The sequence below is a fragment of the Shimia sediminis genome, from assembly GCF_003990645.1.
GTDB classification, from domain to species: Bacteria; Pseudomonadota; Alphaproteobacteria; order Rhodobacterales; family Rhodobacteraceae; genus Shimia; species Shimia sediminis.
In genome coordinates, this window is sequence record NZ_RYZK01000003.1 from 1 (window position 1) to 25,771 (window position 25,771).

Genomic DNA, 25,771 nt, shown 5'->3' on the forward strand with positions numbered 1-25,771 from the left:
ATGGAGCAGCCCGGTAGCTCGTCAGGCTCATAACCTGAAGGTCGTAGGTTCAAATCCTACTCCCGCAACCAAACAGTACAAAAAGCCACCTCCGATCAGCGAGCACCTGCGCGATTGCTTCGGCGCCTTGCGATTGAGTCACCCTGATTTCATGGGAATGGGGTTCACCATTACGCTCCATAGGTGCGTTCCAAGATGTCGATTGCCGAAAGTTCTGCAACGCAGGTGGACAGGAATGTCGCTTCGGCGTTGGACAGGCGGCGATCGGGATTGCTGATCAGATAGATGTTCACCATTGGAAGATCGGTGTAGGGCGGTAGCTGGCGCAGGCGTTTGGCGTCAACATCCTGTTTGGCGACGTGCACCGGGAGCGCGCCAATGCCGATATTAGCCATGATCATTCGCCGGATCTCATTTAGACTGGACGAAACTCCGCGCCAATTGCTGGCAAGACCCAGCCGATTGCGAAGGCGTGCCATGACCTCAAGAGGGCCGCCTTCTGCCTCGGTTTGGAACGCCACAAACGGCTCTCCCTCTAAATCTTCCGGTAGGATTTCATCCGCCGCGAACAAAGGATGGCGTTCGCCGCAATAAAACCCGAAATACTCTCGATAGAGCACCATCGTTTCGAGGTACTTCGGCATCTCCGAAAGCAGGCATATGCCAAAACTTGCGCGGTTTTGTGAGACAATTGTTTCAACTTCGTCACTTTCGGAAACCGTAAATGAAAATGTTACATGTGGATGCGCGCTGGTAAACGTGTTCAGAAATCTGTCGAAGTGATGCGAAACCACATGGCTTGTTGTGGCAATTGAAAGATGCCCACGCAGCTCGGAGTCAGCGACATCGAGTAGCCACGGCAACTGCGAGACCGCGCCGAAGATTTTAGCGCACTCCGTATAGAGCACTTGACCTGCCCGTGTGACGGAAAACTCGTTTGGTTTCCGTATGATAAGCACTTGTCCAGTGTGTTGTTCTAACCGCTTCAGAGCCGCTGATATCGTTGGTTGTTTGAGCCCCAGGAAATCTCCTGCTTTTGATATCCCTTTCTGTTCAACCACCACCATGAAGGTGCGCAGAAGGTTCCAGTCGAGGTTCCATGTGAAGCGTTGTTTTGGCGAAAGGACCATAGATTTCCTCGATATTGAAGATATTCAATATTTATTTGCGCTATATCACGCGGCATGCAAGGTTTTTTTCGGAGCGGACATTTCCGCTGGCGCGCCAAGGGCAATAGCCACAAAGCGCTATACCTACAGGGAGACTGAAAATATGACTGTTCGCCGAACGTTTTTGAAATCTGTAATCGCTGCCACGGGCATTGCTGTCTTTGGCATGAGCGTTGCCGCCGAAGAACTGAACACGCTGAAAGACAAGGGCGTCATCCGCATTGCGATGTCTGGTGCCTACCCTCCGTTCAACTTTGTGAATGAAGAAAACCAGGTTGTCGGGTTTGATCCGGCCATTGGCACAGAGATCGCTAAGCGTATGGGGCTTGAAGTCGAGATCGTCACCACCGCATGGGACGGGATCATTGGCGGCCTGCTTGCAAGCAAGTATGATGCAATTGTAGGCTCAATGACGATTACCGCCGAGCGTGATGAAGTTGTCGACTTTGTCGGTCCATATTATTCCGACAAGCGAGCGATTTTCACCAAGCCGGGCTCAGGAATCTCAAGCCTTGACGATCTGGAAGGTAAGAAAGTCGGTCTCACTCTTGGCGAGACCCACGAAGATTGGGCACGTGAACGCGGCTACAGCATCAACACTTACAAAGGCCTGCCAGAGCTTCTGCTCGAGCTGGAGAACGGCCGCGTTGACGCCATCGTCAATGACTCGATCGCTGCCATTCTGGCGATGAAGGAAAAGGGCCAGGAATTCGAAATGTTCGGTGACCCGACGACAGAGCCCTTCGGCGCTGGCATTGCTATTCGTGAGGGCAGCCCCGAGTTGGCGGCAGAGATGCAAAAGGCGCTCGATTCCATGATGGAAGACGGCACATATGTTGAACTGGCCGTGAAGTGGATCGGCGCGGACATCCGCTAAGCTTTTTGCTCCCGCGCCCAATGGGACGCGGGAGCCATGCACATACATAAGGGGGTGCGTTGTGGACTTCGAACTGATGCTAAAGGTCTACCCGTTCTTCCTTGAGGCGGCTTGGATCACCATCCTGTTGGCCGTTCTGACAGCGGTACTGGGCTTGATCTGCGGCGCATTGGGTGCGGCAGCGCGCTTGTCGCGATTTGCGTTCTTGCGTTTTCTGGGCGCGGCCTATGTCAGCGTCATTCGTGGCACGCCTGCTCTGATTCAACTCTTCATTCTCTATTTCGGAGGCCCGCAGATTGGCATTCAGTTGGATGCCTTTGAGGCTGGTGTGATCGGCCTTGGTGTGAATGCAGGCGCATACATGACCGAGACAATCCGAGGCGCGATTATCTCGATCGACAAGGGGCAACGCGAAGCATCCCGCACCCTTGGCCTCAGCCAATGGCAAACGATGTACAAGGTGATCCTTCCGCAATCCGCGCGCCTGATGGTGCGTCCGCTTGGGGTCAATATCAACGCGTTGATCAAGGCCACAGCCCTTGTCGCGGCGATCTCGGTGGTTGAACTCACCTACACTGCGCAGCGCTACATCGGCTCGACGTATAAGCCGTTCGAGATGTTCCTCCTCGCAGGGGTTCTTTACATGATCATCATTTACGTGACGGGCCGGGGCGTCGCCTGGCTGGACCGTAAAGTGCAGATCACCTGATCGCGAAAGGACAACCAGATGGGCCTCGGTTTTACAATCATCCCCAAATATCTCGACGTGATCCTGCTGGGCTGCGCCTGGACCATTGGCATCACGCTCGCTGCAGCCATCCTGAGCTTTATCGGCGGCATCTTGTTTGCTGTGATCGCACTGTATGCGCCATGGCTTATTCGCCAGCCGTTTCGGCTGATCGAATGGCTGTTCATGGGCACGCCGCTTCTGCTGCAGCTGTTCCTGATCTATTTCGGGCTGGTGCAGATCGGTATCGACTTGCCTGCTTTTGTGGCTGGGATCATTGGGCTGGGACTGCACTTTGCAGTCTATAACTCCGAACTGATCCAAACCGCGATCCTGTCGGTGGACAAGGGTCAGATGGAAGCCGCCCGAACTTTGGGACTGAGCCGCACGGAAGCTCTCCGCAAGGTTGTCGTTCCTCAAGCTGTGCGAGCAGTGATTCCACCGATTGGCAACAACATGATTGCGCTTTTGAAAGACAGCGCTTTGGTCTCGGTGATCGGCGTAAGCGAACTCACCCTATCGGCGCAGCGCGTGATCGGCAGGACCTACCGGCCCTTCGAGTTCTACCTGATGGCTGCGGCCTGCTACTATGTAATCAACCTCGCGATGGAATGGCTGCAGCGCAAAATTGAACGCCGCATCTCGATTTCCCGCTGACGCCAAGAGGCAGTTATGACCGACCCATCCCATTTCGTTGAAATCCGACATGCCCAGAAATCTTTTGGTGCGCTCGAGGTTCTGAAAGATATCAGCCTGACCGTTGAGCGCGGCCAGATCGTCGGTATTATTGGCTCATCTGGATCCGGCAAATCCACGTTGCTGCGGGCGATCAATGATCTTGATCCGCTCACCGGCGGCGAGGTCTGGCTTGATGGTGTGCAAGTGAACCAGAAGCTTTCGCACCGCAAATACGAAAAACACATCAACCAGATGCGCCAACAAGTCGGAATGGTGTTTCAGCATTTCAATCTGTTCCCGCATATGACCGCGCGCGAAAACGTGACAATGGCGCCTCTGATGCTCAAGGGTATTTCCAAGGAAGAGGCCAATACGCTGGCCAAAGAGCAACTGGACAAAGTCGGCATGCTCGAGCGCATCGACTATTACCCGTCGCAGCTCTCTGGTGGTCAGAAACAACGCGTTGCCATCGCACGCGCCTTGGCCATGAAACCCAAGCTCATGTTGTTTGACGAGGCAACATCGGCGCTCGATCCGGAGCTGGTGGAAGAGGTCAACCTTGTTATGCGGAAACTGGCTGAAGAGCACATGACAATGATCATCGTGACCCATGAGATGGATTTTGCCGCTTCGGTCTGTGACAGGGTTCTGTTCATGGATCAAGGCGTGGTTGTCGAAGAAGGTCCTCCTGATGTTTTGTTCAGAAATCCAACACAACCGCGAACCCGGGAATTCCTGCGCAAACATCTGGAAGGTGCCAAATGAGCGACGCGCCCTCATATCTTTTCTACCAGACCCGTAACCCGCGCCCGTTTCTGGAGCGGGGTGAGGGGATCTATCTTTTTGATAAAGGCGGCAAGCGGTATATTGATGGTTCTTCGGGGGCCATGGTGTCCAATATCGGGCATTCGAACCCGCGCGTTCTGGCCAAGATCAAGTCGCAAATGGACAAGGCGACGTTCGGCTACCGGCTACATTTTCGCACCCACCCCTCCGAGGATCTGGCCGCAAAGACGGTATCGCTGATGCCTGAAGGGCTTGATCGTGTTTTCTTTGTCTCAGGTGGCTCCGAGGCCGTGGAAAGCGCTGTGAAGCTGGCTCGTCAATATGCCCTGACCCAAGGCGAGAGTGGGCGGTACAAAGTCATCTCGCGGTTTCCATCCTATCACGGGAGCACGTTTGGGGCGCTGGAAATGACAGGCTATGAACCGTTGAGCAAGCCGTTCAAACCCATGTTGCGCGAGATGCCCAAAGTTTCTTCTCCAGCCACATATCTGGATCGTGACAACCTGACTGAAGAAGAACGCGGGCTGAAATACGCGGAGTTCTTGCGCGACAAGATCATTGATGAAGGCCCTGAAACCGTTCTTGCCTTTATCATGGAGCCTGTTGGCGGCGCTTCGACTGGCGCGCTTGTGGCGCCCGACAGTTATTATAGGCGAATCCGAGAAATCTGCGACGAGTTTGGCGTTCTGCTGATCTATGATGAGGTGATGACCGGAGCAGGACGCACGGGCAAGTTTCTTGCGGCTGAGCACTGGGGGATCACGCCTGATATCGTGGCGCTTTCCAAAGGCTTTGGCGCGGGCTATGCGCCGCTGGGCGCGATGGTTGCAGGAAAGCGGTTGGTCGAACCCGTGCTCGACGCGGGCGGCTTCCTGCATGGTTTTACATATGCGGGCAACCCGATGGCCTGTGCTGCCGGGCTGGCTGTTCTGGAAGAGATGGAACAGCAGAATCTGATCGAAAACGCTGCCCGCATGGGCGATGTGTTGATGGCTGAGTTGCACAACCTGATGCACCGCTACCCCTTTATCGGGGATGTGCGCGGCAAGGGGCTGTTGACTGCGTTTGAGTTTGTCGCGGACCGCGATACGATGGAGCCGCTTCCAACCGCTCTAAATGCATATGATCGCTTGGTGGAACTGGCCTATGCGCGCGGCCTGATCATCTATTCCCGTCGCACCCGTGGGGGCACGTCTGGGGATCACTTCCTGCTGGCTCCACCGCTGATCATCACCAAAGAGCAAATTGGCGAGATGATGAGCATCCTGCGGGATGCGCTGGATGCTTTCGCTGCCGAAGCCGGACTGCCCGTCATGGAGGAAGCCGCGTGAAGCTTCCCAGCAAACAAACCAGCATCAAAGAGGCTATCGCTCACATCAAAGATGGCGATACGGTCATGCTGGGAGGATTTGGGGTGCCGGGCACGCCATTTGTGCTGATCCATGCGCTCGTGAAACATGGGGCACGCAACCTGACGATTGTAAAAAACGATGCAAACGAGCCTGATATGGGCGTTGATCATCTTTTGAAAAGCGGACAGGTCGCGCGGCTGGTCACGACGCATTTGGGTCTCAATGGCCATGCAATCAAACTGATGAATGCGGGCGAAATCGAGGTGGAGTTCAACGCACAGGGCATTCTGGCCGAACGCATCCGCGCGGGCGGAGCTGGGCTTGGCGGCGTCCTCAGCGATATCGGTATTGGCACCGAACTGGCCGAGGGCAAGAAAGAGATCGAGTTCGGCGGCAAGACACAGATCATCGAACCAGCCCTGCGCGCTGATGTGGCCCTACTGCACGCTGCGCAGGCCGACAGCTTTGGCAATCTTGCCTATGTTGGCACGGCACAGAATTTTAATCCGCTGATGGCAATGGCCGCTGATCGTGTTGTTGCCGAAGTCGAAAGCCTTTTGCCGCTGGGTGAACTTGCCGCCAATGACATTCACACCCCCGGCGTCTTTGTTGACCATGTCACAGAGCTTGGCGAACTGTCGGAGGAATACGCTGTTGTCCAACGCTAGAGATCGCATGATCGCCCGCGCGGCCCGTGAAGTTCAGCCTGGAATGGTGGTGAATCTTGGAATTGGCTTACCAACCAAGGTGGTCAATCACTTGCCTGCTGATTTCCCCGTGTGCCTGCATACGGAGAACGGGCTGGCGGGGATCGGCCCAACGCTGTCCCCCGAACAGGCCGACCGCAACCTGATTGATGCGGGCGGTGCCTATGTTTCGACCATTCCCGGCTCGGCCTTTTTTGACAGTGCGACCAGCTTTTCCCTCGTGCGCTCTGGTCGGCTTGATCTGACGATGCTTGGGGCTTTTGAGGTTGCGGCCAATGGCGACCTGGCCAATTGGAAAATTCCGGGGAAGTTCTCTCCGGGCATGGGCGGCGGCATCGAGTTGGCGCAAAAAGCGCGGCGTGTGATTGTGTTGACCACACATACAGATCGCGCCGGCAACCCAAAGCTGAAAGACGCATGCACGCTGCCAATTACGGCGAGAGGTTGTGTCAGGCGGATTTTTACCGATCTGGCTGTCATTGATATTGGCGCAGACGGCTTCCACCTTGTTGAAACCGCCGAAGGTGTCGGCTTGGCCGAGATCAAAGAGGCCACTGGCGCCCCGCTGATCGTCCCAGCCACGAAATTACCAAGCTTTTGAGGACGCCAATGCAATCTGATCTTCAAAACCTCCTGTTCGATGCTGTGGACGTCGCGTTTGACAAACAAACCGCGTTCCTCAGCGAGCTGACCTCGCACCCGTCGTTGCGCGGGCAAGAGCAATCGGCGCAGGATTTCATGGCGGCAGAGCTTGCAGCGCGCGGATATGAGATAGATCGCTGGCAGATCGACGTGGCCGACATTCAGCATTTGCCAGGTTTTTCGCCCGTGCTTGGCCCTTACGAAGACGCGCTCAATGTCGTTGGCGTGCACCGCTCAAAAACGCAAACGGGCCGGTCGCTCATTCTTAACGGTCATATCGATGTTGTCCCGGAAGGTCCGCTCGATATGTGGGACAGCCCGCCCTTTGAACCTCGTATTGCGGATGGCTGGCTTTATGGCCGCGGCGGCGGCGATATGAAGGCAGGGCTGGCCTCTAACCTGTTCGCTCTGGATGCGCTGGCGGCCTGCGGTTTGGCGCCGGCAGCGGATGTGTTCTATCAATCCGTGGTCGAAGAGGAATGCACAGGCAATGGTGCGCTGGCCTGTCTTGCCCGCGGCTACACCGCCGATGCCGCGATTATCCCCGAACCCTTTTCCGAGTATCTTGTCACCGCTCAGCTTGGCGTGATCTGGTTCCAGGTCCACCTCAAGGGCCTGCCAACCCACGTCGCATATGCGGGCAGCGGTGCCAATGCGATCGAGGCAGCAATCCCTTTGATCAACGCGTTGCATCAGATGGAGCATCACTGGAATACCGCAGACAGGCGGCCCGCAGATTACGCCCACATGGACCACGCGCTGAACCTCAACATTGGCAAATTCGAGGGCGGCGACTGGACCAGTTCTGTCCCCGCTTGGAGCACCTTTGATGTGCGCATGGCAATCTTCCCTGGCCAATCGATTGACGCTGCAAAGGCCGAGATCGAGGAGGTCATCCTGGATGCTGCACGCGACAATGAGTTCCTGCGCAACTCTTTGCCGGAGATCGTCTATCACGGGTTCCATGCCGAAGGGTACGCCCTGTCTCAGGACAGCTCGGCCAAGGCCGCATCTGCGATCAGAGCGCTCGACGAGGCTCATCAGAGCGCCACGGGCAAAGCCCTTGAGCGCGAAGCCATCACCGCCACAACAGACGCCCGCTTCTTTGGTCTATATGCGGATACGCCCGCGCTGGTTTATGGCCCCCGTGCTGAGGCGATCCACGGTTTCAACGAACGGGTTGAGTTGGAAAGTATGCGCCGGGTGACCAAGGCCACTGCTGCGTTTATTGCGCAATGGTGCGGCACCGAAGACATCTGAGGAGGCCGCCAAATGCGCAATGCCGTTATCGTTTCAACAGCACGAACCCCTATTGGCAAAGCCTACCGCGGCGCGTTCAATAACCTTGAAGCGCCAAGCCTCGCCGCGCCAGCCGTCCGGGCCGCTTTGGAACGCGCTGATGTGAGCGGGTCGGAAGTGGAAGAGGCGATATTTGGTTCGGCCCTGACCCAAGGGTCATCTGCGGCCAACGTGGCCCGCCACATCGTTCAGGCCGCTGGTCTGCCCGATAGCGTGGCCGGAGCCACGGTGGACCGTCAATGTGCCTCTGGTTTGAATGCGCTGTCCATCGCATCTCACATGGCGCAATGCGAAGGCGTGAACGTGGCGTTGGCGGGTGGTCTCGAGAGTATTTCACTGGTACAAAATACCCTTTGGAATGGCCATCGCTATCGCGATCCAAGCACGCCTGACGCCTATTACCTCAGTATGCTCGACACTGCCGAAATCGTGGCCGGGCGCTATGGCGTGAACCGTGCAGAACAGGATGCCTATGCGCTTGAGAGCCAATTGCGTACGGCGCGGGCACAAGAGGCGGGGCTGTTCGCAGATGAGATTGTTCCAGTTGAGGCCGTGAAACTGGTGACGGACAAATCCACCGGCGAAACATCAAATGCCCCCGTGCGCATTGAAGCGGACGAATGCAACAGACCCACAACAACCGCCGACGGGCTCCAGAGCCTTGCCCCTGTGATGGGCGCAGGCAAAACCGTGACAGCAGGCAATGCCAGCCAGTTGTCAGACGGCGCCGCGGCCTTGGTTGTAATGGAGGCTCAAGAGGCCGAGCGGCGCGGACTCTCGCCCTTGGGGGCCATGCGAGGCTTTGCAGTTGCTGGCGTTGCACCCGATGAAATGGGCATAGGTCCCGTTGTCGCCATTCCGCGCCTTTTAAGCCGCGCAGGTTTGAGCATGGAAGATGTCGACCTTTGGGAAATCAATGAGGCCTTCGCCTCACAGCTTCTCTACTGCCGCGACCATCTGGGCATCCCTAATAAAAAGCTCAATGTCAACGGCGGGGCCATTTCGATCGGGCATCCCTATGGAATGTCGGGGGCGCGTATGGCGGGGCATATCCTGCTGGAAGGCCGCCGCCGTGGCGCAAGATGGGGCGTTGTGTCTATGTGCGTTGGCGGTGGTCAAGGTGCGGCTGGATTGTTCGAGATATTCTAAAGGGGTCCCCATGGCCATTCTGACACAGGCGCAAATTGCGACGCTGACATCCCTTCGTCATGAGCTTCATCGCCGTCCCGAAAGTTCGGGCGAGGAGCGTGAGACGGCAAAGCGCATCAGAAACGAGCTGATTGCACTTGGGGCGGATCAGATCTGGCAGAGGTTGGGCGGTCATGGTGTTGCGGCAGCTTTTGACGGCGCAACGGATGGCCCAACGGTTCTTCTGCGTTGCGAACTTGATGGGCTGCCGATTCATGAAATTTCCGACATTGCTCACAAATCCGAAATCGAAGGCAGGGGGCATCTCTGCGGCCATGACGGGCATATGGCGTCGATGCTGGGTGTGGCTATGGCGCTCGCCATCCGGCCCACATCGGGCCGCGTGATCCTGCTTTTTCAACCGGCTGAAGAAACCGGCGCTGGGGCCAAGTCGGTCATGGAAGACCCGCGTTGGCCGGAAATCCGCCCTGACTATGCCTTTGCCTATCATAACGTGCCGGGCCGTCCGCTTGGAGAGATTGGATTACGCCCTGGTCCGGGCAATTGCGCCTCTCGCGGGATGCAAATCCTGCTAGAGGGCAAAAGCTCTCACGCGGCGGCACCTGAAGACGGGGTTTCTCCAGGTGCGACCATGGCCAGTTTGATGCATGCCTTGCCAGCTCTTAGCGCAGGTACGATTGCAGATGGGGACTTTGCACTCGCTACGCTGACCCATGCCCAATTGGGCGATCCAACCTTTGGCATCGCTCCAGGGCGAGGAGAACTGCGCGTTACACTGCGCTGCATGACCGATGCCCGCATGGACCTTCTGGTGTGTGACGCGCTGTCGCTCGTCGAGCGTTATAGTGACGGTCTGTCGGTCTCGTTTCATTGGCACGATGTCTTTTTGTCGGTGACCAACGACCCGGAAGCGACTGACATCGCCCGTCAGATAGCCCAATCCCAGTGCCGCAGCCTGCGCGAAATGCCGACACCAATGCGCTGGTCGGAGGACTTTGGCCGGATCGGCGGGGATGGCGCCAAAGCGGCCATGATCTATGTGGGCGCGGGTGAAAACCACCCTCAATTGCACAATCCTGACTACGACTTTCCTGATGCGTTGATCCCGATAGTGATTGATCTATTCAGTGGCATCATAGACGCCATTCTGGGGCGCGCGCAGATCTGAATATGTCCACATCCCCCATTCCAAGCTCCTGGTGTGAAATCCACTGCGACCGCATTTCAAACAACCTCGAACTGACGCTGGGTCTTGTGCCGGACGGTGTAGGATTTTGCGCGGTGTTAAAGGCGGACGCTTATGGGCACGGGATCGCAAGAGTGGTCCCTTTACTTCTGGAGCAAGGGGTCAGCGTTGTCGGAATAACCTCAAACGCCGAAGCCCGCGCCGTTCGGAAGGCAGGGTTTTCCGGTAGGCTAATGCGCCTGCGCGCCGCCACACCGCAGGAGATGACCGAGGCGTGCGCTGACCGCGTTGAAGAACAGGTCGGTTCACTTTGGGCAGCCAAACATCTGCGTCAGAATCTAGCTTCTGGTTCGCGGCCGATTGGCGTTCATCTTGCGCTGAATAGCGATGGTATGAGCCGCGACGGGTTAGAAGTGTCGACCAAAGCTGGTCAACAGGAATGTTGGGAAATCCTTGATGAAATCGGCCCGCATGTCGTTGGCATCTGCACCCATTTCCCATCGAACGAGCCCGCTCTACTCAGACAGAATTCGGACCTGTTCAAGCAGCAAGTTGCATGGATCTATGACTACGGTTCCCTGAAGAGGTCGGATATACTGGCCCACGCAGGCAGCACGTTGACTTTGCTCTCTGGCGAACAGATTGAAACTGACCTGTACCGATGCGGGGCCATCCTTTATGGTATCTTGAACCCGGAACTTGGCTTTCGCCCAAGCATGGAACTCAAGTCTCGTGTGGTTCACCTGGGAGATTACCCCAAGGGCGCAACCGTGGGCTATGATCGCGACTGCCTCTTGGAAACGGACCGCCGTCTGAAGGCATAGGTTATCACGGATGCCATCGAAACCGGTTTGGAACTGATTGATGATGGGGAGGTCTACAGCCGGGTGAAAGTCGTTGAAACTCATGCCAAGCGAGTACCTTTGACCATTTCTTTGAAAGCCTAGTGGTCTTCGAAATTGATAGAATTAATCTCCTGATCAGACCGAGAACTTCCAGACATGAAGTACTCATATTCCATTTCCAATTGCACCGCTGCGTCTTCAGGTGAGGGTTGCCTCAAAATTTGTACGTTGAGCGGCATCGCTGAATCAAACCGTGACAGGCCCGCCACATGGGCTTTAACCTTAAGGCATACTACTCTAAGTCATTGCATTGGTTGGGTTGAAACAGGGTATCTCATGCTGAATACAAGAGCGCTATTTTACCTAAGTGCGATCAACCGCAGAGGATCGCTGCGGCGGGCAGCGTCAATGTCAGGTGTCGATGTGTCGACGGTGAGTCGAAAGATCCGCCAGCTTGAAGAAATCTTGGATGTGACCTTGCTCGAGAGAGGGGCTTCCGGGACCATCTTGACAGAAGCAGGCCGATTGCTGGCACAGCATCACCATAAACAAGAGGCTTCAGAGGCGGCAATCTTGTCCCATCTTAACGAGCTTCAGGGGGTTGTTGCCGGATGGGTCCGAATCGCTGTTGGCGAGGGGTTCGTTTCTGACTTAATGCTGGAACCTTTGGGAGAATTCATGGCCGAAAACCCGGGTGTGAAAGTTGAAATCTCTGTGAGTGGAGTCGATGAAGCCACGGATTTGCTGAAGTCAGGAGATGTAGACTTGGCAATTCTCTACGCACCGCCTGTCGACCATATGCTTGAATGCCATGCTGAAACAATTCAGCCGATTGATCTAATTGTGCCTGCCGATCATCCGTTCTCCCGAATAACACAGCCACTGTCCTTTCAGGAAATCGCCAAGCACCCTATAGGTTTGATGGACCCCTCATTTGGGTTGCGCCAAATGCTGGACGCCGTTGCCCATCAGCAAAGAGTTGTGTTCGAGGCACAGCTTCTGACCAATTCTGTCAATGTGCTTAGGCATTATGTGTGCTCCGGCCGGGGTATAACATTCATGCCCGAGCTGACCGTTGCTCAAGAAATTAGCGCGGGCACACTGGTCGCAATTCCGTTGGAGCATAATATCTTCAGCAGTACGCGCGCACAAATCGCTAGTTTGGTAGACCGTGAAAGAACGATCGCAACACAGTGCTGCCTAGACTATCTTCGTGCAAAAATGCGTTTTTTCAACGCCGATGCGCCGCGTCTGATCAGGCGCTGACAAACTGCGCAAATCCGTATTTGGAAACAACCGGCGCAAGGTCCGAACAAACCCAAAAGGAGCAAAACTGCCTTATGCAGGTTGATGTAGCTTGCGAAGTCAGTGTTGCGAAAAATGCAGCACTTCTGGCATTGATTCGCCCGCTTTTCAACACCTAAGCTCTCGGGGAACGCAACAAGAATACGTACTACTAACCCCAACAAGGAGAGACTAATGAACTTTTGGAGCAAATTCTCAGTCAAGACACTGAGTGCCGCTTGTTTTACTGCGGTGTGCCTCGCGGGTTCTGTCCAGGCTGGAACAGAAGTGAACCTGAGCTACAATGGTGCACCCGACGCAGGGAAAAACCCGGTCCATGCTTTTGCAATCGATTTGCAAGCGCGTGTTGAGGAAAAGACAAAGGGTGAAATCACACTGAAGCTATTTCCCAACAGCATGCTGGGTGAAGAACAGGACCGGATGGAGCAAACCATCAGCACTCCTTCCTTGAATGTTGCGTCATTCGCCGGCGTGACACCCATCGTCCCCGAGGTCTTTGTCAGCTCAACCCCGTTTCTATTTGAAGATTTCACGTCAGCGCGTGCGTTTTTTGACAAAGGCGAGTTCTGGTCTGGCGTGAAGGCCTCGATGCGGGAGCGCGCTGGTGTGGAAATGCTCGCTGTTGTCGAAGAAGGCGGCTTTCTGGCCTTCACCAACAACAAAAAACCGATCTCCTCGCCGCAGGACTTTGATGGCTTGAGATTCCGTGCAATGGATCCTGGCCAGGTGGCTTTGTACGAAGGGTTTGGCGCCTCGGGCACCCCGATTCCGTGGACTGAGGTGTATCAGGCGCTGAAGACCGGCGTCGCTGATGGCCAAATGAATCCACCTGCCTACATCATTCTGGGTAGCCTCTATGAGGTGCAAACTTATCTGACGCTGGCTAACATTCAGTACTCCCCCCAGTTCCTTGTAGGCAACGGGGCGTTCATCGACGGTCTGGACGAGGCAACACGTGCAGCCTTTCTTGAAGCCATTGACGAATCCTCGGCAGCAACCCGCAGCGCCAACGAAGCGCAGGTCAACGATCGGATCAAGTATCTGGAAGACAAAGGCATGGTTGTGATCCAGCCTTCGACTGAAGAGTTGGCCAAATTCCGTGATCTGGGACAGCCTGCCTATCTTGACTGGCTCAAAGAGCAGGGAATTTCCGAAGCATCCATCGCACAAGCGTTGAATGATGCGGGCGCAAGCGCACAGTAACCGCTACTACAGGCAGGGGAGCTTTCCCCTGCCCACCTTTTCCGAGGGCTCCGATGAAACACACGATACCAAAGTTGCTTAACGCGAGCCGCCACCTGTCTTTGCAGCTTGCTACAGTTTTGCTTTTCTTGGATTTGCTTGTCATACTATTCGGCGTCATCACCCGATATGTTATTGGCGGCGCGCCGATTTGGACTGATGAACTTGCACGCTACCTGATTATTGGCGGTGTCATGATTGCCGCCGGTGCCGTGTGGGTTGACGGAAGTCACATGCGTGTGAATGCGATTGAGCGCCTGCTTTCTAAGAAGCTCTGCAATATTCTGAAAGTTTACCAGTGGCTTCTGATCTTGGTCATTGCCCTGCTGGGTACGGTTTTTAGCTACAGATACGCGTTCTCCGTTTCCTTTTTCAAGACGCAAGGTCTTGGGGTGTCGCGAACAATTCCGCTGCTTACGATCCCAATCGGTTTGGGACTGCTTTCCTGGCATCTGCTTCTGGCGGGGCCTTGGGGAGCAAGCGACCAGACAGAGGAGATCGCCGAATGACCCTCACGATGCTTATTGTTTTCCTGGTTCATGTCCTGCTGGGGGTGCCACTGTTCATCTCGCTGCTTGCTGCGGCAGCCGTTGGGTTTATGTTCGTGGACCCAAGTATGATCCCGCGCATGATGCCCCAGCAGTTCTTCTCTGGAATTAATGTGTTCTCGCTGATGGCCATTCCGCTGTTTGTATTGGCCGGCAATCTCATGAATGTGAGTGGTCTTACTGACAGGCTAATGGCGTTTGCCAAGCTTCTGGTTGGTCATTTGCGCGGCGGAATGGGGCACGTCAATGTGGTCTCCAGTGTGTTTTTCGCAGGCGTCAACGGATCTGCAGTGGCAGATACCTCTGCGCTCGGGTCGTTGCTGATCCCAACCATGCGCAAAGAAGGCTATTCGACGTCTTTTGCTGCAGGCCTGACCGCCGGGAGTTCGCTGATCGGCCCGATCATCCCGCCCAGCATATTCATGATCCTCTATGCCTCGCTGACCAATACATCGGTTGGCGGTCTCTTTCTGGCCGGCGTCATTCCAGGGTTGATACTTGGTCTTGCCTTCATGGGAATGAATGTCTGGTATGCATGGAAACATGGCCTTGAAAGCCGCGGCCGGTTTCCCACCATAGGTGAATTTGCCTGGACGGCCTTAAGCGCTTTGCCCGCGCTCATCGCCCCTTTCATTATCGTTACCGGGATTGTCATCGGATTGGTCACACCGACAGAGTCCGGGGCGTTGACCGTGGCTTATGTTGCGTTGTGCGGGCTTGTTCTTGGAACGCTGAATATTTCGGCGTTTTGGCGTGCAGTTGTCGAAACCACAAAACTGACCTCTGCCATCTTTCTCATCATGGCTGCTTCGACAACGGTAAGTTGGCTGCTCGCGTATGCGCAAGTGCCGAACCAATTCGTGTCCCTGCTGTCGCCCTATGTCGACCATCCGGTCGTGGTTTTGCTTATGATCAGCGGGATTTGCTTTTTGACCGGTATGTTCATGGAGGAAGTCTCTGCATTGATGCTTCTTACTCCGATTGTGGTTCCTGTGGCTTTGAGCGCCGGTATCGATCCGATCCATTTGGGCGTCGTTATCACCCTGAACATCACGATCGCACTTATCACACCGCCTATGGGGGCATGTGTGTATGTGGCAGCGGCCGTGAGTGGGCTGGACATCGTGTCTTTGTTCCGCACCATCTGGCCGTTTGTTTTGACAGCATTGTTTGTCTTGCTGCTGCTGATCCTGTTCCCGCCGCTTACTCTTTGGCTACCAGCCGTATTCGGCATGGGAAGCTAAAACGCGCGAATATCCGGACGATTGGCTCGGCTTTTGATCACCTTTTCTAACTTAGAGGCTATGGGCTCTATGCGCCTTTTCATTGCGACTTTGTCGACTGAAACCAACACCTTCTGCTCACTGCCTACGGCCATGTCGGGGTTTGAAGAATTCTATCTGAGGCATGGGAATGCAACTCAGGATGTGCCCAATCTGATGACAGAAGCCCTGCATCTTTGGCGCAGCCGGGCAGAGGCGCTTGGCTGGGAAGTCATTGAAAGCCTTTCAGCCATCGCCGAACCTGCAGGGCCAACAGTTCGCAGCTGCTATGAAGCTCTGAGCGGGGAAATCCTGGCTGATCTGGAAGCGGCCGGCGGGGCAGACATAATTCTACTTCAATTGCACGGGGCCATGGTGGCGGAGCATCTTGAAGATTGCGAAGGCGACCTGCTGGAACGCATTCGCGCACGCTGTCCAGAGGCCACGCTGGGTGCGCTGCTGGATCTTCACTGCCATCTGACGGATAAAATGCTTACGGCTAGCGATCTGCTTGTCTGCTTCAAGGAATACCCCCACGACGATGCAACCGCCCGTGCCGACGAGGTGTTTGATCTGGCTGTGCGCACGCGTGCGGAAAACATTCGACCACGCATGGCGATGTTCGATTGCCGCATGATCAACCTCTATCTCACCAAATCAGGTGCCATGAAGGATTTTGTGGCCCGGTTGAGTGCTGCGGAAAAGCTGGATGGTGTGCTCTCGGTGTCGTTGAGCCACGCATTTCCCTGGGGGGATGTTTCCGATGTGGGCGCGCGGACATTGGTTGTGACGGACCGAGATGAGGCCCTGGCGCGTAGCATGGCAGAGCAATTGGGCCGGGAATTCTATGATCTGCGGGAACAGGTCACGATCCCCTATCTGTCTATGGCGGAAGCGATTGAGAGAACGGAAACCACGGCAAGCCAGCTGACAGTTCTCGCCGATATGGGAGACAATACCGGCGGTGGTTCGCCGGGGGACACAACGGCCTTGCTGCAAGCTCTGCTTGAAGGTGGAATCCGAAATTTTGCATGTGGGATCATCTGGGATCCTGGCGCTGTCCGGATCTGTTGTGATGCCGGGGTGGGCAGCCGCTTGAAACTCCGTATCGGGGGCAAGGCCAGCTCTGTCTCAGGTTTTCCGATCGATATCGAAGCCAGGATAATGAATATTCAATCTGATCTGGGCCAGCATATCGGCCCCAGCCTAGAGCCGCTGGGCACTCTGGTATGGCTGCGGCTGGATGATGACGTGGACATTCTCATCAACAACTTGCGGACGCAGGTTTATCATCCAGAAGCCTTTGAACAGATTGGTGTCCGGCTTGCAGACAAGAAAGCCGTAGCTCTCAAGTCGATGTTCCATTTCTACAGCGCCTTCAGTGAAGTTTCCGATCACATTTTGCAAGTTGCCACGCCGGGCGGAACCTCGCCTGATTTTGAAAAAATCGCTCTAACCAAAATAAAGACACCATTCTGGCCGCAAGTGCCGTCCCCGTTCGGTCCTCATCGGGACGCCTAGCGAAGCGGTGTGTTCGGATCAACGTTCCAATCTGTCCGTCAAAGGAGGCTGCAAGTGAAAATTCGTAATCGTTTGTCGATAATCGACTCCCACACCGCGGGGGAGCCGACCCGCATGGTTGTCAGCGGCTATCCGAAGATCAAGGGCGCTACGATGGCGGACCGCAAAAAGTTCCTTGAAGAAGAGATGGATTGGCTCCGCCGCGCAACGATGCACGAACCCCGCGGCCACAGGGACATGTTTGGCTGCATTCTGATGGACCCGGTCGATCCTGACGCCCACATCGGGGCGGTTTATATGGATGGTGGGCGTTTCTACAACATGTGCGGGCACGCTTCTTTAGGGATTTGCGGTATGCTGGTTGAAACCGGGCAAGTGCCGATCACCGGTCCCGAAACCGAAATTCGAATCGATACGCCGGCCGGGCTGGTGACGGGGACCGTGCGCACCGATGAAAACGGAGGTGTCGAACACGTATCTTTGATAGATGTTCCGTCATTCGCCTTTGACCTTGATGTCCAATTAGACGTCCCGGAATTTGGAACGGTTACTGTAGATATCAGTTTCGGCGGCAATATCTTCGTTATAGCCGCAGCTTCGGATTTCGGCTTCAGGTCCATCGACCCTGAACATACGAACAAACTGATTGAGGCCGGTGTGGCGCTCCGGGCGGCGGCCAACCGGCAGCTGCGCTATCTGCACCCGCTGTTGCCCCATATCGACACTATTGACATTGCGATGCTGACCGGGCCTGCCAGCGGGGCTCATGCCGATGCACGCAATATTGTTATTCTGGGCGATGGCCAGGCGGACCGGTCGCCCTGTGGCACCGGATCCTGCGCACGGGTGGCGGCGGAGCATGCCAAAGGGCGTCTGGAGGTTGGCCAATTGTTCCGGCATGAAAGCTCAATCAAAACTGTGTTTGACGTAATGATCCTTGAAAAGACAAACATAGGCGAATTCTCCGGCGTGATCCCCCAAATCGCATGCCGTCCCTTTATTACAGCGTTCAGCGATTTCGTCTTTGACCCTCAGGACCCTCTTCTCGGGGGGTTTACGCTGGGAACCGTTTCTTAAGGCGGCACACTTAAGTACTTGCTTGTTTCAAGCGGGTTTCTGTAATGGAGGCCAAAGTGCCACGAGACTCTGTCGCACGACGAGGAAAGGTCGTTCTTTTGAAAGGCTCATTCTCGCCAACCGAGGCCCTAACGGACAGCCCGGTATCAGTCTTGGTAAGCGTAACCTCCTTAGCAGCGCTCCGTATTTTTGGGCTACCTGCAGTGGGGTCAATCGGCGATTTGCATGTTTTGGGCAGTTTTCAAGGCTGGACACAGCCGTTTCATGCCGTGCAATTATTGCGCATCTACTAGCTGCTTGATCATTTTCAGACCAAGGATTCTCCAGGTGAGAAAATACCCTCTGCCAGCATTGTCTCGGCTTCACACCTTCGAAGCAGTTGGCCGTAGGTTGAGCTTTACCGTGGCCGCTGATGAACTTTGCCTGACGCAAAGTGCAGTGAGCCGTCAGATCAAATCTCTGGAAGAAGATTTGGGACAGACCTTGTTTCATCGACGGCACCGGGCCATCGAGCTTTCTTCAGAAGGTCGGAGGTTGTTTGAGGCGGTCACGCGGGGGCTGGATGAAATTTCTCAATGTATCGCAGAACTGCGCGCATCTACTGATACGCCTCAGATCACTGTCGCGGCGTCGGTCGCCTTTTCCTACTATTGGTTGATGCCCCGGTTGGAGCGTTTTTCGGAACGCTATCCCGAGATTGACTTGCGTGTTCTGGCCACCGACCAAAAGGTGGATCTGACTCAACAGGGCGCTGATATTGCAGTGCTGCATGGCGATGGCAATTGGGAAGGGGTCGATGCCCGTTTTCTGTTTGGCGAGCGGGTGTATCCGATTTGCAGCCCTGTTTACCTGCAGCAGCATCAGGAGCTGCAGCGCCCGAGCGATTTGCTGGACCAGACCCTGTTGCACCTGGACGGTGGCGGTACGATCTGGGGCAGCGTCGACTGGCAGACATGGTTGGTGCAGCAAGGTGTCACCGGACAGCCCATACGCCGGGGTATCCGCCTCAACAGCTACCCGATGATACTTCAAGGCGTGGCGGCGGGGCGCGGAGTAGCCCTTGGGTGGAGTTACATTACCGACGAAATGCTGGACAGCGGACAGCTGGTCTGCCCGATCGAAAATGCGATTGAGACCAAAAATGATTATTACATCGGCGCATTGGATCAGGTCTCCAAACGCCCTGAAGTTGCTGCTTTTCTTCAATGGATCATAGAGGAGCGCAAGGTGGTCGGCTAAATTCGCATGATTTCACGGAATGCGTTGCATTCGAAATGATCGTTTGAGGCAAGAGATGTTTTTCGGGTTACTGGCGTTCAGAAAACGCTGTGAGGTCTCTTATGCCAGCAACTGTCGCCCGAAAACCAAACCGCCGAGGCCGGAGCAAAGCGGATGATGGTCTGGCACTGCCTCCCATCACGCCGGGCATGACCGGTGGCCATTACCGCCCATTAACCACGGCAGAGATGGAACGCATCCACGAACTGGTGCTGCAATTGCTGGCCGATCTTGGCCTGTCGCAAGTGACGCCCAGCTTGCAAGCCCGCGCCGTTGCGGCTGGCTGTGAGGTGGACGGTGATGGCCGCCTTCGGTTTCCCCGCGCGCTGGTCGAGGACGTGATTGCCCGGACACGGCGCAAGTTTACCCTGCACGGCGTTGATCCCAAACATGACATCGAGATCGGTGGGCGTCGTGTGCACGCCGGGACCGGCGGTGCGGCCCCGACGATCATGGATTTCCACTCCGGCAAGTATCGCGAAAGTACGGTTGCCGATCTTTACGACATCGCCCGGCTTGTCGACCGGATGGACAATATTCACTGGTATCATCGCTCGGTTGTTGCGCGGGATACGGAAACGGTCCTCGATCTGGATATCAACACGACTTATGCCTGTCTGTCCGGAACTTCAAAATCCATCGCCGTAAGCTATACTGACAGCGCCAGTGTTAAGGCGGTGCTGCCAATGCTTGATGCAGTGGCGGGCGGTGAAGGTAAGTTCCGCGAACGGCCTTTTTGCACCGCAGTTTGCTGCCATGTGGTTCCGCCCATGCGCTTTGCCACGGAAAGCTGCGAGGCGCTTGAGGCTGCGGTTGAGGCGGGCATGCCGATCCTTCTGGTGGCCGCCGGTCAGGCCGGAGCCACGGCCCCGGCAGCTCTTGCCGGAGCTGTTGCGCAGGCCTGCGCCGAGGTGCTGGCGGGGTTAATCCTGTGCAACATCATTGATCCCGACTGCCGCGGAATCTTTGCAACCTGGCCCTTTGTCAGCGATCTGCGCACGGGCGCGATGTCGGGCGGCTCGGGCGAACAGGCGCTCCTGTCTGCCGCGTGCGCTCAGATGGCGGGGTTTTACGACCTGCCTGGCTCGGTGCCCGCAGGCATGACCGACAGCAAATTGCCCGACATGCAGGCTGGTGGCGAAAAAGGATACACCATTTCACTGGCCGCTCATGCCGGGGCGTCAATGATCCATGAAAGCGCGGGCATGCATGGCAGCCTGATGGGCACCAGTTTTGAAAGCTATGTCCTCGATAATGACCTGTTGGGCGCGATCCTGCGCACCGTTAGAGGGGTCGAAGTCAATGAGGACACGGTGAATTTTGAAGTGATCCGGGACGTGGTCTTGGGCGAAGGCCATTTCCTCGGCCATCCTCAGACATACAACCGGATGAAGACTGACTATCTCTACCCCGAAATCGCAGATCGACGCAGCATCAGTGAATGGGAAGACGCGGGTGGGCACGACGCCCGAGAAGTTGCCCGGACCAAGGTGCAGCATATTCTTGCGGATCATTATCCAAATCACGTCACGCCCGAGACCGACCGGTGGTTGCGTGACACTTACAACATCACCCTGCCAGCCAGCCGCATGCGCGCGGGCAACGGCGTTTGGTAAGGCACGATAAGAAAGGAACAGCGAAATGCAATCTCATGCAAAAGTGGTGATCGTTGGTGGCGGCATGATGGGGGTGGGCCTGGCCTATCACCTGGCCGAAGAGGGTTGGACCGATGTGGTGCTGATCGAAAAGGGCGAGCTGACCAGCGGGTCGACCTGGCATGCCGCGGGGCAATGCCCCAGCTTTATCGGCAATTACAACATGGCCAAGATTCACCATTACTCGAACACGCTCTATCCACGCCTCGAAGAGATTACTGGTCAGCCTGCGGGCTGGCATGGTTGTGGCGGCATCCGGCTGGCGACGACACAGGAAGAGGTGGATTGGTTCAATTATGTGGCCGGGTTCTCAGCCAATGTCGGCTTCCACCTGGAGGTCATCGGCCCGGAGCGCATCAAAGAGCTGAACCCCTGGCTGGAAACCGACGGGGTTATCGCCGGCGCCTACACCAACATGGACGGCCACGTGGACCCATCAAGCGCCTGCAATGCCATGGCGGCAGGCGCGCGCCAGATGGGCGTGACGATCGTTCGCCGCAATCGGGTCACTGACATCAAGCAGCAGCCTTCGGGCGAGTGGACGGTGGTGACTGAACAAGGCAACATCACCTGCGAACATGTGGTCAATGCCGGGGGCTGTTATGCGCGCGAGGTTGGGCTCTGGGTTGGTTTGGATACGCCGATCACCAACATGGAGCACCATTTTCTGGTGACCGAAGCGCTTGATGCTTTCAAGACCTGGGATGGCGAGCTGCCGGTGATGCGCGATCCGGCTACCGCCGGGTATTACCGGCAAGAGCAAAAGTCCGGACTTGTCGGCATCTACGAACATTATGGTGCCAAGGAAGCCTGGGATCACCGTGGTGGATTTCCGGAATGGGACAGCGAGAACGAGTTGTTCGACGGTGATATCGACCGCATCGCTCCTTGGCTGGAACAAGCGTTTGAGCGGATGCCGATATTTGCCGATGTCGGGATCAAACGCATCATCAACGGCGCCATTCCCCATACGCCTGATGGCAACCCTCTGGCCGGGCCTGCGCCCGGGCTGCGCAACTTCTGGCAATGCTGTGGATCGTCCATCGGTATCGCGCAAGGGGCCGGTGTGGGCAAGTACCTGGCCCAGTGGATGGTCCACGGCGACAGCGAGATCAACATGGCCTGCACCGATCCGCGTCGCTTCGGAGGCTTTGCCGATCAGGACTATACCCGCGCCAAGAGTTTCGAGGACTATCACGAGATGTTCGTGACCCCGATGCCGGGACGCGAGGCAGTGGCCGGGCGCGAGGCGCGCACGACGCCCCTCTATGAGCCGCTCAAGGCCAAGGGCGCGGCCTATACCACGGTCTTTGGCTGGGAGCGCGCCAAGTATTTCGCGCCCGAAGGATTCGTCGAAGATCTGCAATTCCGTCGCAACAACACTTTCGACATCGTCGCCGAGGAATGCCGAGCGGTGCGCGAGCGGGTCGGCATCTGCGATCTGTCGAGCTTTGCCAAGTTCGACATCACCGGTCCGGGCGCTGAGGCGCTGCTCGACAGTCTGACGGCCAACAAACTGCCGAAAAAACAGGGTGGCATCAACCTGACCCATGTGCTCTCGGACAATGGCCGCATCATCGGTGAATGGACGATCACCCGGTTTGCTGATGATCATTTCTATGTGCTGACCGGGGCTGGTGCAGAATTGCAGGCACTGGATCAGTTTTCCGGGGCTGGTGATGACGTCACTGTCACCAATGTCACCGACGATTATGGCATGCTCGCCGTAGCCGGACCCAAGGCGCGCGATGTACTGCAACCTTTGACCGAATCCGACCTGACAACGCCCGCTTTCCGCTGGCTTTCAGGACAAGAGATCACCATCGCCGGCGTTCCTTTGCGAGCGTTGCGCGTGAACTATGTCGGGGAACTCGGCTGGGAGTTACACGCTCCGATGGCCGATCTTGCCCGGCTTTATGATGCGATCTGGGCCTCTGGCGAGGCGCACGGTATCGCTGACTTTGGCGTGCACGCGGTCAACAGCCTTCGGATGGAGAAAGGCTATCATGGCATGAACGCCGAACTGACCAACGAAATCACTCTGATCGAAGCCGACTGCGCGCGTTTTTATGCCCCTGGCAAGGGCGAGTTCCAGGGCCGTGCTGCGACCGAGGTTGTGCGTCAACAGGGCATCACTACAAAGCTCGTCTATGGCGAAGTTGCCGCCACCGATTGCGACATCTACGGTGGTGAACCTGTAATGCAAGGGGACAGGGTTGTCGGTGTCTGCACCTCGGGCGGGTACGGCCATGCCACGGGCAAGAGCCTGGCATTTGCCTATGTCGACCCGGACGCAATCGCCGGGCTGGAGGTCGTCATCCTTGGGCAACGGCGCGCGATGACATTGCTGGGCGCACCGGTTTGGGATGCGGACAACTCTCGTCAAAAGGCCTAACAAAATGTCGGCGGTGTTGCGTTAAGCCGCCTTTGGCTTGGCGCGCTGCGTTGACCTCGTAGCCGCCAGTCGTTCTTTGTGAACGATCATGAGTACTAGCAAAACGTTAGTGAACCGAATGGGTGAGCTGCTCCAGGCGAACAGCATCCAAGACGCAGATCCGGCGATGTTGGCTTTGCACTATCTTTTGACGCTCCCAGCGCGAAAGAAGGCGAGAGACTGTATGGAGAGTACTGCCGGTCATTTCTGAGATGACCTTTCGGGTCACGGGAAAGGCAATTTGTGTTCCCGCGTCGTTCGCGAGGCCATGTTCTTGCATGAGGCGAAGTATCGCTCGCGCGACACGTTGTTCCACGTGTTGTGTCGCGAGTTCCATGATCCGGTTGTTCATTTCGGACACCCGATTTCCCACAACTTTGTAGGCTTCAGCCGCGAAACCATCATAGCGCTCAACGAAGGTGTCCCAAAGAGCTGTCGGCCAAACCAAGACCAGGCATTCGGTCACGGCCAGGGCAGTGGCCGGAAAATGGTCGCGTCCCAAGGCACGGGCAATTCCGAACAATTGTCCCGGTGGAATGTGGAGCGAGATAACCTTTTCGCCTTCGGGGTTCAGCCGTTCAACACGGACATGGCCATCAAGAAGAAGGTTGAAGTGAGTCGCTTCCATGCCTTCTTCAAAAACTGATTTACCGGCGGGGATGCGGCGCACACGCGCGAGATCAAGGACTTCTTGACGTTGTCGGGCGTCCAACTGATCGAATGGCGCCAGATTATTGAGCAGCGAAGCATCGAGTTTGGCCACGGAAAACCTGCAAAAGTTGAGAAAACGCAAACTTGGTTTTGTAGATAGCTGATAACCTCGGCCACGCACAACATCTGCTACCGCAACCGCGTGGTTAGGGCGCACTTGTGTGCTGCGCTTGCTGGTACCCGCACTTTTGGTGCCCGCTGAACTGGACGGCCTTAGAAATGACATCCGAAGATGTCTGTTTCCGGAACGACGAGTCACTCGACAGGCGTCCTGACGGTCGATTTTCGATAAAACGTCGGCCATACTCGCCAAAAAATTTGAATGGTCGTCGCTCGCGGTGCACGGCACGTCCGCGTTCACAAAGTGTCTTAAAATTAGTCACTTATGTAAAAACATTCAAAAAAACAAATACTTACAAGTGTGGCGATTCCGAAGTTTCCCACAAAAAACATGACTTGGATCAATACGGCCACTTGGTCGGAGCGATACCAAATTCATGTGAACAGAACTTTATCCATCAAAATACAGGAGTCGCTGACGTGACAGCTGCACCCTCAAGACGCGCGTTCTTACGGGGCCGATTTGAGGCCCCGGCTGAGATGCGCCCATTTGGGGCATTGGCAGAGCCCGCGTTTCTGGAAGCGTGCACAGGCTGTGGGGATTGCGCCGCTGCATGTCCCGAAGCCATTCTTTTCAAAGGAGAAGGCGGCTATCCCCGTGTCGATATGTCGAACAACGGATGCAGTTTCTGCGGGGACTGCATCGAGGCCTGTGAAACTGGCGCCCTTGTTCCGGATCGTCCGTGGCCCTGGTCAACATCCATTGCAGAAAGCTGTCTGTCCACCAAGGGTGTCGAATGCCGCGCTTGTCAGGATTTCTGTGATGCACGCGCCATTCGTTTTCGCCCGGTCGTGGGCGGCAAGGTCCAGATGGATCTCGATTCTTCGCTTTGCACCGGTTGCGGCTTTTGTGTTGCGCCCTGTCCAGTCGACGCGATTTCACTCACCCGGAAACAAAGCCAGCCAACGGAGGCCAGCTATGCACAACATCTGCGGATGTCTCGTCCACTCGATCCCCGAAATGACAAACAGCGTCATCGCAGCCATTGCCGAGATTGAGGGCGGCGAGGTTCACGCTCATGAAGATGGTCGCATCGTCGTGACCGTTGAAGACACAGAAACACAGTATGCCTCGGATCAGATCATGGACATGCACCAGATCCCCGGCGTTCTGACCGTCACCCTGACTTATCACCATTTCGAGGAGCTGAACGCAAACGGCCCGGCCCTCGACCAACCCACACATTGAACGGGAGATAGC

At 56.0% G+C, this 25,771-nt stretch carries 24 protein-coding genes; 22 read left to right on the forward strand and 2 right to left on the reverse strand.

What is annotated here, in order from left to right; genetic code table 11:
- Window positions 1-170: 170 nt before the first annotated feature.
- A complete protein-coding gene (locus EK369_RS08005) occupies window positions 171-1,130 on the reverse strand; it encodes a LysR family transcriptional regulator (protein WP_127113316.1) in 960 nt (319 codons plus the stop codon).
- 142 nt (window positions 1,131-1,272) lie between these two features.
- Here EK369_RS08005 and EK369_RS08010 point away from each other — a divergent pair, with 142 nt between their 5' ends.
- The 20 genes from EK369_RS08010 to EK369_RS08105 all read left to right on the forward strand — a co-directional run bounded on the left by EK369_RS08010 (window position 1,273) and on the right by EK369_RS08105 (window position 23,700).
- Window positions 1,273-2,046 (forward strand): transporter substrate-binding domain-containing protein, encoded by a 774-nt coding sequence (locus tag EK369_RS08010; protein ID WP_127113318.1) that lies wholly within the window; start codon window positions 1,273-1,275, stop codon window positions 2,044-2,046.
- 61 nt (window positions 2,047-2,107) lie between these two features.
- Window positions 2,108-2,755 carry an amino acid ABC transporter permease gene (locus tag EK369_RS08015; protein WP_127113320.1) on the forward strand — a complete coding sequence of 216 codons (648 nt, stop codon included), beginning with the start codon at window positions 2,108-2,110 and terminating at the stop codon, window positions 2,753-2,755.
- Between the two features lie 18 nt (window positions 2,756-2,773).
- A complete protein-coding gene (locus EK369_RS08020; protein WP_127113322.1) occupies window positions 2,774-3,430 on the forward strand; it encodes an amino acid ABC transporter permease in 657 nt (218 codons plus the stop codon).
- Between the two features lie 15 nt (window positions 3,431-3,445).
- Entirely contained in the window at window positions 3,446-4,216 is a 771-nt protein-coding gene (locus tag EK369_RS08025; protein ID WP_127113324.1) for an amino acid ABC transporter ATP-binding protein, read from the forward strand.
- Complete coding sequence (locus EK369_RS08030; protein WP_127113325.1) at window positions 4,213-5,568, forward strand: aminotransferase family protein; 1,356 nt, start codon at window positions 4,213-4,215, stop codon at window positions 5,566-5,568. Before EK369_RS08025 ends, EK369_RS08030 begins: the two co-directional genes overlap by 4 nt.
- Window positions 5,565-6,257, forward strand: coding sequence for a CoA transferase subunit A (locus EK369_RS08035; RefSeq protein ID WP_127113327.1), 693 nt, complete (start codon window positions 5,565-5,567; stop codon window positions 6,255-6,257). Before EK369_RS08030 ends, EK369_RS08035 begins: the two co-directional genes overlap by 4 nt.
- Window positions 6,244-6,897 (forward strand): 3-oxoacid CoA-transferase subunit B, encoded by a 654-nt coding sequence (locus EK369_RS08040; protein WP_164726924.1) that lies wholly within the window; start codon window positions 6,244-6,246, stop codon window positions 6,895-6,897. The genes EK369_RS08035 and EK369_RS08040 overlap by 14 nt, the downstream gene beginning before the upstream one ends.
- An 8-nt stretch (window positions 6,898-6,905) precedes the next feature.
- On the forward strand, window positions 6,906-8,198 hold the full coding sequence (locus EK369_RS08045; RefSeq protein WP_127113329.1) for an ArgE/DapE family deacylase: 1,293 nt from the start codon (window positions 6,906-6,908) through the stop codon (window positions 8,196-8,198).
- Window positions 8,199-8,210: 12 nt separating this feature from the next.
- Window positions 8,211-9,386 carry a thiolase family protein gene (locus EK369_RS08050; protein ID WP_127113331.1) on the forward strand — a complete coding sequence of 392 codons (1,176 nt, stop codon included), beginning with the start codon at window positions 8,211-8,213 and terminating at the stop codon, window positions 9,384-9,386.
- 10 nt (window positions 9,387-9,396) lie between these two features.
- The gene (locus EK369_RS08055; protein WP_127113333.1) at window positions 9,397-10,554 is read left to right on the forward strand and encodes an amidohydrolase; all 1,158 of its coding nucleotides are present in this window, start codon (window positions 9,397-9,399) and stop codon (window positions 10,552-10,554) included.
- A gap of 2 nt (window positions 10,555-10,556) precedes the next feature.
- Window positions 10,557-11,396, forward strand: coding sequence for an alanine racemase (locus EK369_RS08060; protein WP_127113335.1), 840 nt, complete (start codon window positions 10,557-10,559; stop codon window positions 11,394-11,396).
- 357 nt (window positions 11,397-11,753) lie between these two features.
- Window positions 11,754-12,683 carry a LysR family transcriptional regulator gene (locus EK369_RS08065; RefSeq protein WP_127113336.1) on the forward strand — a complete coding sequence of 310 codons (930 nt, stop codon included), beginning with the start codon at window positions 11,754-11,756 and terminating at the stop codon, window positions 12,681-12,683.
- 213 nt (window positions 12,684-12,896) lie between these two features.
- Window positions 12,897-13,925 carry a TRAP transporter substrate-binding protein DctP gene (dctP, locus tag EK369_RS08070; RefSeq protein WP_127113338.1) on the forward strand — a complete coding sequence of 343 codons (1,029 nt, stop codon included), beginning with the start codon at window positions 12,897-12,899 and terminating at the stop codon, window positions 13,923-13,925.
- Window positions 13,926-13,978: 53 nt separating this feature from the next.
- Window positions 13,979-14,473, forward strand: coding sequence for a TRAP transporter small permease (locus EK369_RS08075; RefSeq protein ID WP_127113340.1), 495 nt, complete (start codon window positions 13,979-13,981; stop codon window positions 14,471-14,473).
- Complete coding sequence (locus EK369_RS08080) at window positions 14,470-15,756, forward strand: TRAP transporter large permease (protein ID WP_127113342.1); 1,287 nt, start codon at window positions 14,470-14,472, stop codon at window positions 15,754-15,756. The genes EK369_RS08075 and EK369_RS08080 overlap by 4 nt, the downstream gene beginning before the upstream one ends.
- Before the next feature lie 33 nt (window positions 15,757-15,789).
- Window positions 15,790-17,295, forward strand: a complete 1,506-nt coding sequence (locus EK369_RS08085; RefSeq protein WP_127113344.1) for a M81 family metallopeptidase — start codon at window positions 15,790-15,792, stop codon at window positions 17,293-17,295.
- 9 nt (window positions 17,296-17,304) lie between these two features.
- Window positions 17,305-18,372 carry a proline racemase family protein gene (locus EK369_RS08090; protein WP_127113346.1) on the forward strand — a complete coding sequence of 356 codons (1,068 nt, stop codon included), beginning with the start codon at window positions 17,305-17,307 and terminating at the stop codon, window positions 18,370-18,372.
- Between the two features lie 225 nt (window positions 18,373-18,597).
- Window positions 18,598-19,611, forward strand: coding sequence for a LysR substrate-binding domain-containing protein (locus EK369_RS08095; RefSeq protein WP_127113348.1), 1,014 nt, complete (start codon window positions 18,598-18,600; stop codon window positions 19,609-19,611).
- A gap of 101 nt (window positions 19,612-19,712) precedes the next feature.
- The gene (locus EK369_RS08100; protein WP_127113350.1) at window positions 19,713-21,266 is read left to right on the forward strand and encodes a trimethylamine methyltransferase family protein; all 1,554 of its coding nucleotides are present in this window, start codon (window positions 19,713-19,715) and stop codon (window positions 21,264-21,266) included.
- Window positions 21,267-21,291: 25 nt separating this feature from the next.
- On the forward strand, window positions 21,292-23,700 hold the full coding sequence (locus tag EK369_RS08105; protein WP_127113352.1) for an FAD-dependent oxidoreductase: 2,409 nt from the start codon (window positions 21,292-21,294) through the stop codon (window positions 23,698-23,700).
- A gap of 106 nt (window positions 23,701-23,806) precedes the next feature.
- On the opposite strand, the gene EK369_RS08110 is transcribed toward EK369_RS08105, so the two are convergent.
- Entirely contained in the window at window positions 23,807-24,502 is a 696-nt protein-coding gene (locus EK369_RS08110; protein WP_127113354.1) for a Crp/Fnr family transcriptional regulator, read from the reverse strand.
- Between the two features lie 167 nt (window positions 24,503-24,669).
- On the opposite strand from EK369_RS08110, the gene napF reads away from it, so the two are divergent.
- Together napF and EK369_RS08120 are read left to right on the forward strand one after the other, a co-directional pair.
- On the forward strand, window positions 24,670-25,569 hold the full coding sequence (gene napF, locus EK369_RS22290) for a ferredoxin-type protein NapF (RefSeq protein ID WP_127113356.1): 900 nt from the start codon (window positions 24,670-24,672) through the stop codon (window positions 25,567-25,569).
- Window positions 25,490-25,759 (forward strand): chaperone NapD, encoded by a 270-nt coding sequence (locus EK369_RS08120; RefSeq protein WP_127113358.1) that lies wholly within the window; start codon window positions 25,490-25,492, stop codon window positions 25,757-25,759. The genes napF and EK369_RS08120 overlap by 80 nt, the downstream gene beginning before the upstream one ends.
- Window positions 25,760-25,771: the final 12 nt, after the last annotated feature.

What these genes read in the sequence shown, in the direction of transcription:
- EK369_RS08030 (WP_127113325.1), top strand. Translation starts at nt 4,213, where the DNA reads ATGAGCGACGCGCCCTCATATCTTTTCTACCAGACCCGTAACCCGCGC.
- EK369_RS08005 (WP_127113316.1), bottom strand. Translation starts at nt 1,130, where the DNA reads ATGGTCCTTTCGCCAAAACAACGCTTCACATGGAACCTCGACTGGAAC.
- EK369_RS08055 (WP_127113333.1), top strand. Translation starts at nt 9,397, where the DNA reads ATGGCCATTCTGACACAGGCGCAAATTGCGACGCTGACATCCCTTCGT.
- EK369_RS08075 (WP_127113340.1), top strand. Translation starts at nt 13,979, where the DNA reads ATGAAACACACGATACCAAAGTTGCTTAACGCGAGCCGCCACCTGTCT.
- EK369_RS08060 (WP_127113335.1), top strand. Translation starts at nt 10,557, where the DNA reads ATGTCCACATCCCCCATTCCAAGCTCCTGGTGTGAAATCCACTGCGAC.
- EK369_RS08105 (WP_127113352.1), top strand. Translation starts at nt 21,292, where the DNA reads ATGCAATCTCATGCAAAAGTGGTGATCGTTGGTGGCGGCATGATGGGG.
- EK369_RS08010 (WP_127113318.1), top strand. Translation starts at nt 1,273, where the DNA reads ATGACTGTTCGCCGAACGTTTTTGAAATCTGTAATCGCTGCCACGGGC.
- EK369_RS08065 (WP_127113336.1), top strand. Translation starts at nt 11,754, where the DNA reads ATGCTGAATACAAGAGCGCTATTTTACCTAAGTGCGATCAACCGCAGA.
- EK369_RS08095 (WP_127113348.1), top strand. Translation starts at nt 18,598, where the DNA reads ATGTTTTGGGCAGTTTTCAAGGCTGGACACAGCCGTTTCATGCCGTGC.
- EK369_RS08045 (WP_127113329.1), top strand. Translation starts at nt 6,906, where the DNA reads ATGCAATCTGATCTTCAAAACCTCCTGTTCGATGCTGTGGACGTCGCG.
- EK369_RS08020 (WP_127113322.1), top strand. Translation starts at nt 2,774, where the DNA reads ATGGGCCTCGGTTTTACAATCATCCCCAAATATCTCGACGTGATCCTG.
- EK369_RS08050 (WP_127113331.1), top strand. Translation starts at nt 8,211, where the DNA reads ATGCGCAATGCCGTTATCGTTTCAACAGCACGAACCCCTATTGGCAAA.
- EK369_RS08120 (WP_127113358.1), top strand. Translation starts at nt 25,490, where the DNA reads ATGCACAACATCTGCGGATGTCTCGTCCACTCGATCCCCGAAATGACA.
- dctP (WP_127113338.1), top strand. Translation starts at nt 12,897, where the DNA reads ATGAACTTTTGGAGCAAATTCTCAGTCAAGACACTGAGTGCCGCTTGT.
- napF (WP_127113356.1), top strand. Translation starts at nt 24,670, where the DNA reads ATGACATCCGAAGATGTCTGTTTCCGGAACGACGAGTCACTCGACAGG.
- EK369_RS08080 (WP_127113342.1), top strand. Translation starts at nt 14,470, where the DNA reads ATGACCCTCACGATGCTTATTGTTTTCCTGGTTCATGTCCTGCTGGGG.
- EK369_RS08100 (WP_127113350.1), top strand. Translation starts at nt 19,713, where the DNA reads ATGCCAGCAACTGTCGCCCGAAAACCAAACCGCCGAGGCCGGAGCAAA.
- EK369_RS08025 (WP_127113324.1), top strand. Translation starts at nt 3,446, where the DNA reads ATGACCGACCCATCCCATTTCGTTGAAATCCGACATGCCCAGAAATCT.